This window comes from Brevundimonas abyssalis TAR-001, assembly GCF_000466985.1.
GTDB lineage: Bacteria > Pseudomonadota > Alphaproteobacteria > Caulobacterales > Caulobacteraceae > Brevundimonas > Brevundimonas abyssalis.
Map to the genome: position 1 here is coordinate 1 of NZ_BATC01000086.1, position 8,152 is coordinate 8,152.

The following is an 8,152-nucleotide window of genomic DNA, read 5'->3' on the forward strand; positions in this document are numbered from 1 at the left end:
CCTGCGGAAACGGTACAGACGCGCTGGCTTTGCCTTTGATGGCATGGGGCGTCGGTCCGGGCGATGCGGTGTTCTGCCCGTCCTTTACCTTCGCCGCCACTGCGGAAATCATCCCGTGGTTCGGCGCTAGCCCCGTGTTCGTCGATATCGACCCGAAGACTTACAACATGGATGCTGATCACCTTGAGGCCGCGATCGAGTCGGTGCTTGCAGAAGGCCAGCTCACGCCCAAAGTGGTGATCGCGGTCGATCTGTTCGGTCAGCCGGCCGATTATCCTCGGCTCGCCGCTGTGGCGCAGAAGTATGGCCTCAAGCTGATTGCCGACACGGCTCAAGGTTTGGGCTGCACTCTCAATGGCCAGCACCCCGTCCACTGGGCAGACGCTGCCACCACCAGCTTTTTCCCCGCGAAGCCTCTGGGATGTTATGGTGACGGAGGCGCAGTGCTCACGAACAATGATGATCTAGCTGCTCTGCTCGACTCGCTGCGAGTCCACGGGAAGGCGATCGAGTCCGACCTTAAAGGCCGGACCTTCGAGCACGATACCAAGTACCTCAATATGCGCGTCGGCATGAACTCTCGTCTCGACACCATCCAAGCTGCAATTCTTATTGAGAAGCTGGCCATTTTTCCGGATGAGATCGAGCGTCGCAATCGCGTCGCGGATCGCTACAACCAACTTCTGGCTCCGCACGTGTCGACGGTTCCCTATGTCATTGAGGGCGGGATCTCGGTTTGGGCCCAGTACACAATTGAACATGAGAACCGCGACGCCCTGGCTGCACATCTTAAAGCGCAGGGCGTACCAACGGCGGTCTATTATCCCATTCCCATGCACCGTCAGCCGGCATACGCGCACCACCGGACTGGACCGGGGGGCCTTCCGGTGACTGAGGCCAAGTCAGAGCGTGTCATCAGCTTGCCGATGCATGCGTGGTTGGACGAGGCCACCCAGGATCGCATTGTTCTCGCAGTATCAACTGCCTGAGCGCCTACTGGGCCCGTTGTTGTTTCAGACGTCATCTGTGGAGCCACGCCTGAAGGGTTGCGCCGTCCGTAAGGCACTGCATATTCGGGACGCCGATTGTGAGCCAAGTTCGGGACGCTTCCATCAGCCGAACGGCGCTGTCTGGCATCCATCATCTTATGTTCAACCCAGGAACCGCAGCTGGGTCCCAGGGGGATCTGATCACACACGATTAATTGCACGAGGCGACCGCCCCTTGGGCGCGCCGGCTAGGAGGCTTGTCACGCCCATCGATCGCCACGGGTGGCACGAAGGATCAGGGCGTTCGCCGTGTGAAGGCGATCAGGGCGCCGCGGACTTTCGGCGCAAAGAAGCTCGGTAACCGAATTGGGTATCGGGTCGGGCCCCTAGACTTCTGAGTACGGGTGCCTGCCCGCCTTTTCTTAAGGCTGAAGATCGTAGCCGCTGATCCGGTATAGCCAGTCAATAAAAAGGCCAATCGCAAGGAAAATAAAGCCGACTTGAACCGGATACCAAGGATCGTACAAATCACTGTAAAAATCGCGGATTGATACGTCGCGTATCCACTCGACGATATGAGCGACTGGATTGTACTTCACGACAGCCAAGAACTCGGGTGGCAAGCTGCCAAGCGTAAAAAACAAGCCGGACGTCAGCAGAATGATGCGCCCGAGCGGCCCTGTCAGTTCATTCCACAGCTCGAACGCCCGGCCGATCTGGGAACTCAGAAAGCCGCTCCCATAGCAAAGAACAAAAAAGTGCGCCGCCTGCGCCGATCATGCCCACCGGCCGGTCCATCCATGCCGTAAACGGCAGCCCAAAATAGGCGAACATTATGAGGGCAAAGAGAATGAGAACGATGAAGTAGCTTAGACACTCCAGAATGGCTCGCGCAGTGACGACTTCAAAGGCATTCACCTGAGGGTAATGCATAAGGACGCGATTGGCCCGGATGGCGTTCGCCCCCCGCGCAATCATGTTCTTGACCAAGAAGATGGGCAGAATAGCGGTGATGAAGAAGACCACCAGGCTATCGCCCGCCCCCGCTGGGCGCGAAATGAACGAGAACATGACGATCATGCTGACGAGCAGGATCATGGGCGAAATCAGCGCCCACACGTAGCCGCCGGACCGACGCCCATATCGCGTGCGCGACTCTCTGAGCATCAGTGCGTGAATGGTCCGCAGGCTTGACCGAGCAGCGATAACAAATGGCCGCGCGTTCTCGAGCAGGGCCCGCCACCTGGGCATCCGGTCGCTGTTTCGCGCTCCAGTTTCAGGCGTGATCATGTCGCGGCTCACTGTCGGTCCCGGTTTGAACCGAAACCGATATCAGGCCGGCTATGCATAGAACAGGCCCGAGCGAACGGAACCGGGCCACCTCCGACTGCCGGCCCTTCGGTTTCAGTGCCTGCTGGTCCCACGCTCCCGGACACACAGAACGCAGTTGAAGCCCACCGCAGACCCACCCCCGTAAGGCGGCGGGTCGAGCGCGTGCGCGCCATGCGCTTGGCTAAGGGCTCACCGGAGTCCCTGCCTTGCTCGACCTCGCCGCCGTCCTCGCCCTGGCTCAATCCTGCGCCCCCGCCGTGGCGCCGGAGACCCTGAGCGCGATCGCCTATGTGGAAAGCCGCTTCAACCCGGTCGCCATCGGCGTCAACCACGCCCCCGAGCCGGTCCCGTCCGCCGACAAGCCCGCTGCAGCCGCGCGGATCGCGCGCGACCTGCTGGCCCAAGGCGCGAACCTGGATCTGGGCCTGGCCCAGATCAACAGCGCCAACCTGGACTGGCTGGGGCTGAGCGTCGAGGACGCCTTCGATCCCTGCCGCAACCTGGCCGCCGCCGCCGTGGTGCTGCAGGCCGGCTATCGGCCTGGCGATCCTTCCCCGGACCAGCGCCAGACGGCCCTGAGGATCGCCCTGTCCCGCTACAACACCGGCGACGCCCACCGCGGTTTCCGCAACGGTTACGTGGCCCGCATCGAGGCGGCGGCCCGGCGCCTGTTCCCGATGCCGGCGGCCACGGCTCCGCTTCTCGCCGAGCGTCCTGCAACGCCCGCCCAGAGACCCGGCCGCACCTTCCAGCGAACGGCCGAGGTCCCGTCGTGGGACGTCTTCGCCCGCTCGCACGCCAGCGTCACGCTGGTCTTCCCCCCTCCCAGCCCAAGGAGAGCCGATCATGAAATCCCTGCCCCTGCGGTGGCACCGAAGCCTGCCGCTGTGCCTCAGCCTCGCCGGCGCCCTGACCCTGGCCAGCGCCGGACCGGCCCTGGCCGCCACCAACCTGGAGGGGCTGCTGCAGAACGTGGTGGACATGCTGACCGGCAACACCGCCCGGCTGCTGGCCATCCTGGCCGTTGTGGTGGTGGGCATCCTGTGGATGTTTGGTCTGTTCGACCTGCGCCGGGCGGCGATCGTGGTGCTGGGCATCATCGTGGTGTTCGGCGCCGCGGAGATCGTCAACCTCATCACGGGCTGAAGCCTACCCTCGCCGCCGTGCTGGTCTGGATCCGCGGGCGCGCCGACGCCCGCCGATCCGCTCCACGGGCACGCCCCCTGTCCGACGCCGTCCGGAGAGATGGCCATGTCTGAGGAGCGCCTGATCGAGGAGCCCCTGTTCCTGGCCGGCACCCGGCCGGCCATGGTCTGGGGCGTGCCCATGGAGGCCATGGGCCTGAACCTCATGGCCAGCGGCGTGGTGTTCCTGGTGGGCGGCAGCCTGCTCTATCTGCTGATCGCCCCGGCCCTGCACCTGACCTTCCGGGCCGTCTGCAAGGCGGACCACAACGCCTTCCGGCTGCTGACGGCCTATGTGGACACCAAGGGCCGGGCCCGCAACGGCGCGGTCTGGGGCGGCTCGTCGCCTTCGCCCCTGCCGCTGGTGCGGCGCTACAGCGCCAGGGGGCTGCGGCATGGCTGACGGCGCCCACTCCCCCGCCCGTCTGAAGCGCGAGCCCGAGGTCCGCCGGGCCCTGCCCTACGCCCGGCACCTGAGCCCGGACATCATCGCCCTGGACAGCGGCGCCTGATGCTCTGCCTCAAGCTGGACGGAGTCAGCTTCGAGACCGCCGATGTGCGCGACCTCAACGACTGGCACGTCAAGCTGAACCAGGCCTGGCGCAATCTGGCGGATGACCGCCTGGCCCTGTGGCACCATGTGGTGCGCCGCCCCGTCCGGATCCCGCCCACAACCGGCCACCGATCGCAATTCGCGCGCGAACTGGCCGACGCCTATGACGCCCGTCTGGCCCGGGGCCGCCTGTTCGTCAACGACCTGTACCTCACCCTGGTGCTGCACCCGGGGCGTCGCCCCGGCGACCGGGCCGAGGGTCTGCTGCGCCGGGTCCGGGACCGCGGCAAGGCGGTGCTGATCGACGACGGGCCCCTGCGGCGGCTGGAGGACGCCGCGCGGGACCTGGTCCAGCTGCTGGAGCGCTACGGCCCGCGGCGCCTGGCCCTCTATGAGGCCAACGGCCTGTGGTTTTCCGAACCGCTGGAGATGATCCGCCTGATCCTGACCGGGCGCCCGGGCCGGGTCCCCCTCACCTGCGGCCACCTGGGTGAAGCGGTCTATACGATGCGCGCCATCTTCGGCCGCGAGACCCTGGAGCTGCGCGACGTGGCCGACGCCCGCTTCGCCGGGATCCTGGCCCTGAAGGAATATCCCTCGGTCACCCGGCCCGGCCTGTGGGACGGCCTGCTGGACGCCCCCTTCCCCTTCGTCCTCAGCCAGTCCTTCGCCTTCCTGTCCAAGCCCGCGGCCCGCGCCGTGCTGGAGCGCAAGCAGAACCAGATGGTCTCCTCGCGGGACCGGGCCGCCTCCCAGATCGAGGGCCTGGACGCGGCCCTGGACGACTTGGTCAGCAACCGGTTCGTCATGGGCGAGCATCACGCCTCCCTGCTGGTGTACGGCGACGATCCCGCCCAGCTGGCCGACCACCTGTCCCGGGCCCGCGGCCTGCTGGCGGAGTCCGGCCTGGTGGTGGCCCGCGAGGACCTGGGTCTGGAGGCGGCGTTCTGGGCCCAGTTCCCGGGGGTGTTCGGCCGCCGCACCCGCCCGGCCGCCGTCACCTCGCGCAATTTCGCGGCCCTGGCGCCGTTCCACACCCATCCGGCGGGCCGCCCTGCCGGCCACCACTGGGGCGAGGCCCTGGCGGTGCTGCGCACCACGGCGGCCTCGCCCTTCCACCTCAACCTTCATGTGGGCGACCTGGGCCACACCTTCATCTGCGGCCCCTCCGGCTCGGGCAAGACCGTGGTGCAGAACTTCCTGCTGGCCCAGATGGAGCGCTTCGGCGCCCAGCAGGTGTTCATCGACAAGGACCGCGGGGCCGAGATCTTCGTGCGCGCCTGCGGCGGCGACTATCTGGCCCTGAAGCCCGGGGAGCCCACCGGCTTCGCCCCCTTCCGGGCCCTGGAGTCCACGCCCGCCAACCGGGCTTTCCTCGCCCGCCTGGTGCGCGCCATCGCCGCCCGTCCCGACGCCCCCTTCACCGTGGGCCAGCTGCGGGCCGTGGACGAGGCGGTCCTGGCCCTTGAGGCCCTGCCCCGGTCCCGGCGCTCGCTGGGGGCCCTGCGCGCCCTGCTGGGCCAGGGCGACGCCGGCGGCCTGGGCGCCCGGCTGGAGCGCTGGACCGCCGACGGCCCCCTGGGCTGGGTGCTGGACAACCCCCGCGACGCCGTGGCCCTGAACGCGCCGCTGGCGGGGTTCGACGTCACCACCATTCTGGACGATCCCGAGGTCCGCGCCCCGGTGATGCTCTATCTGCTGCACCGCATCGGCCAGCGGGTCGACGGCCGCCGCTTCGTGCTGGACATCGACGAGTTCTGGAAGGCGCTGGGCGATCCGGCCTTCACCGACCTGATCCGCGACGGACTCAAGACCTGGCGCAAGCAGAACGCCCTGATGATGTTCGGCACCCAGTCCCCGGCCGACGCCCTGGCCTCCCCCATCGCACCGGCCATCCTGGAGCAGTGCGCCACGAAGATCTTCCTGCCCAACGCCCACGGTCAGGCGCGGGACTATGTGGACGGCTTCGGCCTGAGCCGGACCGAGTTCCGTCTGATCCGCGACGAGCTGACCCCGGAGTCGCACCGCTTCCTGATCAAGCAGGGCCACACCAGCGTGGTGGCCGAGCTGGATCTGAGCGGCCTGGACGAGGCCCTGGCCGTGCTCTCGGGCCGCGCCGAGACCACCGCCCTGCTGGACCGCCTGCGGGCCGAGCACGGGGACGACTACGCCCAGTGGGGCCCAGCCTTCCACCGACAAAGGAGACCGTCATGACCCCTCGCCGTCTCGGCGCGGCCCTGTGCGCCGCCGCCCTGCTGTTCAACGCCGGCGCCGCCCGCGCCCAGCTGGTGGTGCACGACCCCGCCGCCTACGCCCAGATGATCCGCGAGGCCCAGACCGCCCTGGACCAGCTGCGCGCCCTGCAGCGCCAGGTGGAGCAGGGCGCGGCCCTGCTGGAGAGCCTCAACGATCCGTCCGACGTCAATGACCTGGCCCGGGTGCTGGGCCTGCCCCAGGTGCGCGATCCCCTGCCCGATCTGCAGGCGCTGCGCCGCGCCGCCGACGGCGACCTTTCGGCCCTGGGCGACCTGGCGGACCGGGCCGAGGCCATCCGCGCACAGACCCGGCTCTACGTCCCGGACGCCGAGGCCGTCTCCGAGGCGGAGCGCCACTATCGCGAGGCTTTGGCGCGCGCCGGCGCCCGCACGGCCCGGGACCTGGCCCTGGGCGAGGCGGTCAGCGACGCGGCCGACCAGCGCCTGTCGGGGCTAGAGAGTCTCCGTCAGGCCCTGGACACGGCGCCCGACGCCCGGGCGGTGCTGGACCTGGAGACCCGGCTGAGCGCCGAACAGGCCCTGATCCAGAACGAACAGCTGCGGCTGCAGGGCCTGGCCCTGACCCAGGCGGCCGAGGCGCGCCTGGAGGCCCAGCGGGCGCGCGAGCGCGCCGCCGCCGCCCGCGACCGGCGTCTGGCGCTCTATGGCGAGATCATCCGGTGAGACGGGCCCCCGCCATCCCGGCCGGGCTGGCGCCGGCCTGTCCTGTCGCGCGCGCCTCGGGCCTCGACCGGAGGCGCACGAATCCGAAGGGCTTCGCCCCCGGCGCCGTGCGGGGAGCCCGGCCGTGAGCTTTCGGGTGTTCGAGCCAAGCTATCTGTTCATCGACGAGCGGCTCAGCGTCTTCCTGGGCGATCGCCTGTCGTCGGTGATCGCCGTGGTGGAGGGACCCCTGCGGACGGCCCTGGTGCTCTATGTGCTGCTCTACGGCTACGCCATACTGCGCGGCGCCATCGCCGAGCCGGTGATGGACTTCGCCATCCGCTCCCTCAAGCTGACCCTGCTCTACGCCCTGGCCACCACGCCGGCCTATTCCACCTTCGTCACCCAGCCCCTGTTCATCGACCTGCCCGGGGCCCTGACCCAGGCGGTCAGCGGGGCGGCCGCGCCCAACCCCGGCGCCGCCTTCGACCAGTTCCTGGCCCATGCGGGCTATCTCAGCGAGACCATCGCCCGCGAAGGCTCCACCTTCGACCTGGCCCCCTACATCATCGCCGCGGCGGTGATGGTCATCGGCGCCTTGGCCTGCGCCCTGGGCTTCGGCATCGTCATGATCGCCAAGCTGGCCCTGGCCCTGCTGGTGACCCTGGGCCCCATCTTCATCGCCTGCGCCCTGTTCGACGCCACCCGCCGCTACTTCTTCGGCTGGCTCAGCCAGGCGGTGAACTATCTGGTCCTGTTCGCCCTGATCATCACCATCTTCCAGCTGATCCTGGCCCTGGTGCGGGATCAGTGGGGCGCGATCGAAGGCGCCGACCCCCTGGTGGGCGGGCTCATCTTCATCGCCCTGTGCCTGCTGGGCGCCATTTTCTTTCTACAGACCCCCGCCATCGCCGCGGGCGTGGCCGGCGGCGCCAGCGCCGGCCTGGCCGATTTCGCCAACGCCACCGCCCTGGGCGGCCCCGGCCGCGCCGGCGGCCCGCTGGAGGCCGATCGCCGGCCGCCGCGCGGCGGCGGAACCATCCGACCCCTTGGAGGCTGACCATGCGCACACTCGCTCCCGTCCTGTTCCTGCTGCTCGGCGCCTGCGCGGCGCTGGGACCGGATCCCCTGCCCGTCTGCGACGGCCAGGCGCGCCGCCCGGCCAACCCCCACGGC

Annotated in this window: 7 protein-coding genes and 1 pseudogene; 7 read left to right on the top strand and 1 reads right to left on the bottom strand. The window is 68.6% G+C overall.

The window, feature by feature from the left end; genetic code table 11:
* Positions 1 to 989, top strand: a 989-nt coding sequence (locus MBEBAB_RS14025) for a DegT/DnrJ/EryC1/StrS family aminotransferase (protein ID WP_045319426.1), incomplete at its 5' end; no start/stop codon positions are given.
* Between the two features lie 687 nt (positions 990 to 1,676).
* Here the strand turns inward: MBEBAB_RS14025 and MBEBAB_RS14035 are convergent.
* Positions 1,677 to 2,279, bottom strand: a complete 603-nt coding sequence (locus MBEBAB_RS14035; RefSeq protein ID WP_148291572.1) for an ABC transporter permease — start codon at positions 2,277 to 2,279, stop codon at positions 1,677 to 1,679.
* 248 nt (positions 2,280 to 2,527) lie between these two features.
* Here MBEBAB_RS14035 and MBEBAB_RS17815 point away from each other — a divergent pair.
* From MBEBAB_RS17815 to MBEBAB_RS14060, 6 genes and pseudogenes are all read left to right on the top strand, one after another.
* Positions 2,528 to 2,935 (top strand): annotated as a pseudogene (locus MBEBAB_RS17815) (lytic transglycosylase domain-containing protein); the annotation flags it as partial.
* 232 nt (positions 2,936 to 3,167) lie between these two features.
* Complete coding sequence (locus MBEBAB_RS14040) at positions 3,168 to 3,467, top strand: TrbC/VirB2 family protein (RefSeq protein WP_021698650.1); 300 nt, start codon at positions 3,168 to 3,170, stop codon at positions 3,465 to 3,467.
* Positions 3,468 to 3,572: 105 nt separating this feature from the next.
* Positions 3,573 to 3,908 carry a VirB3 family type IV secretion system protein gene (locus MBEBAB_RS14045; RefSeq protein ID WP_021698651.1) on the top strand — a complete coding sequence of 112 codons (336 nt, stop codon included), beginning with the start codon at positions 3,573 to 3,575 and terminating at the stop codon, positions 3,906 to 3,908.
* A 108-nt stretch (positions 3,909 to 4,016) separates the two neighbouring features.
* Positions 4,017 to 6,272 (top strand): VirB4 family type IV secretion/conjugal transfer ATPase, encoded by a 2,256-nt coding sequence (locus MBEBAB_RS14050; protein WP_021698653.1) that lies wholly within the window; start codon positions 4,017 to 4,019, stop codon positions 6,270 to 6,272.
* A complete protein-coding gene (locus tag MBEBAB_RS14055; RefSeq protein ID WP_021698654.1) occupies positions 6,269 to 6,997 on the top strand; it encodes a TrbJ/VirB5 family protein in 729 nt (242 codons plus the stop codon). Before MBEBAB_RS14050 ends, MBEBAB_RS14055 begins: the two co-directional genes overlap by 4 nt.
* 124 nt (positions 6,998 to 7,121) lie before the next feature.
* Positions 7,122 to 8,036: a TrbL/VirB6 family protein gene (locus MBEBAB_RS14060; protein WP_021698655.1), complete on the top strand. Its 915-nt coding sequence runs from the start codon at positions 7,122 to 7,124 to the stop codon at positions 8,034 to 8,036.
* The last annotated feature ends 116 nt before the right edge of the window (positions 8,037 to 8,152 follow it).

What these genes read in the sequence shown, in the direction of transcription:
- MBEBAB_RS14035 (WP_148291572.1), bottom strand. Translation starts at nt 2,279, where the DNA reads ATGATCACGCCTGAAACTGGAGCGCGAAACAGCGACCGGATGCCCAGG.
- MBEBAB_RS14040 (WP_021698650.1), top strand. Translation starts at nt 3,168, where the DNA reads ATGAAATCCCTGCCCCTGCGGTGGCACCGAAGCCTGCCGCTGTGCCTC.
- MBEBAB_RS14045 (WP_021698651.1), top strand. Translation starts at nt 3,573, where the DNA reads ATGTCTGAGGAGCGCCTGATCGAGGAGCCCCTGTTCCTGGCCGGCACC.
- MBEBAB_RS14050 (WP_021698653.1), top strand. Translation starts at nt 4,017, where the DNA reads ATGCTCTGCCTCAAGCTGGACGGAGTCAGCTTCGAGACCGCCGATGTG.
- MBEBAB_RS14055 (WP_021698654.1), top strand. Translation starts at nt 6,269, where the DNA reads ATGACCCCTCGCCGTCTCGGCGCGGCCCTGTGCGCCGCCGCCCTGCTG.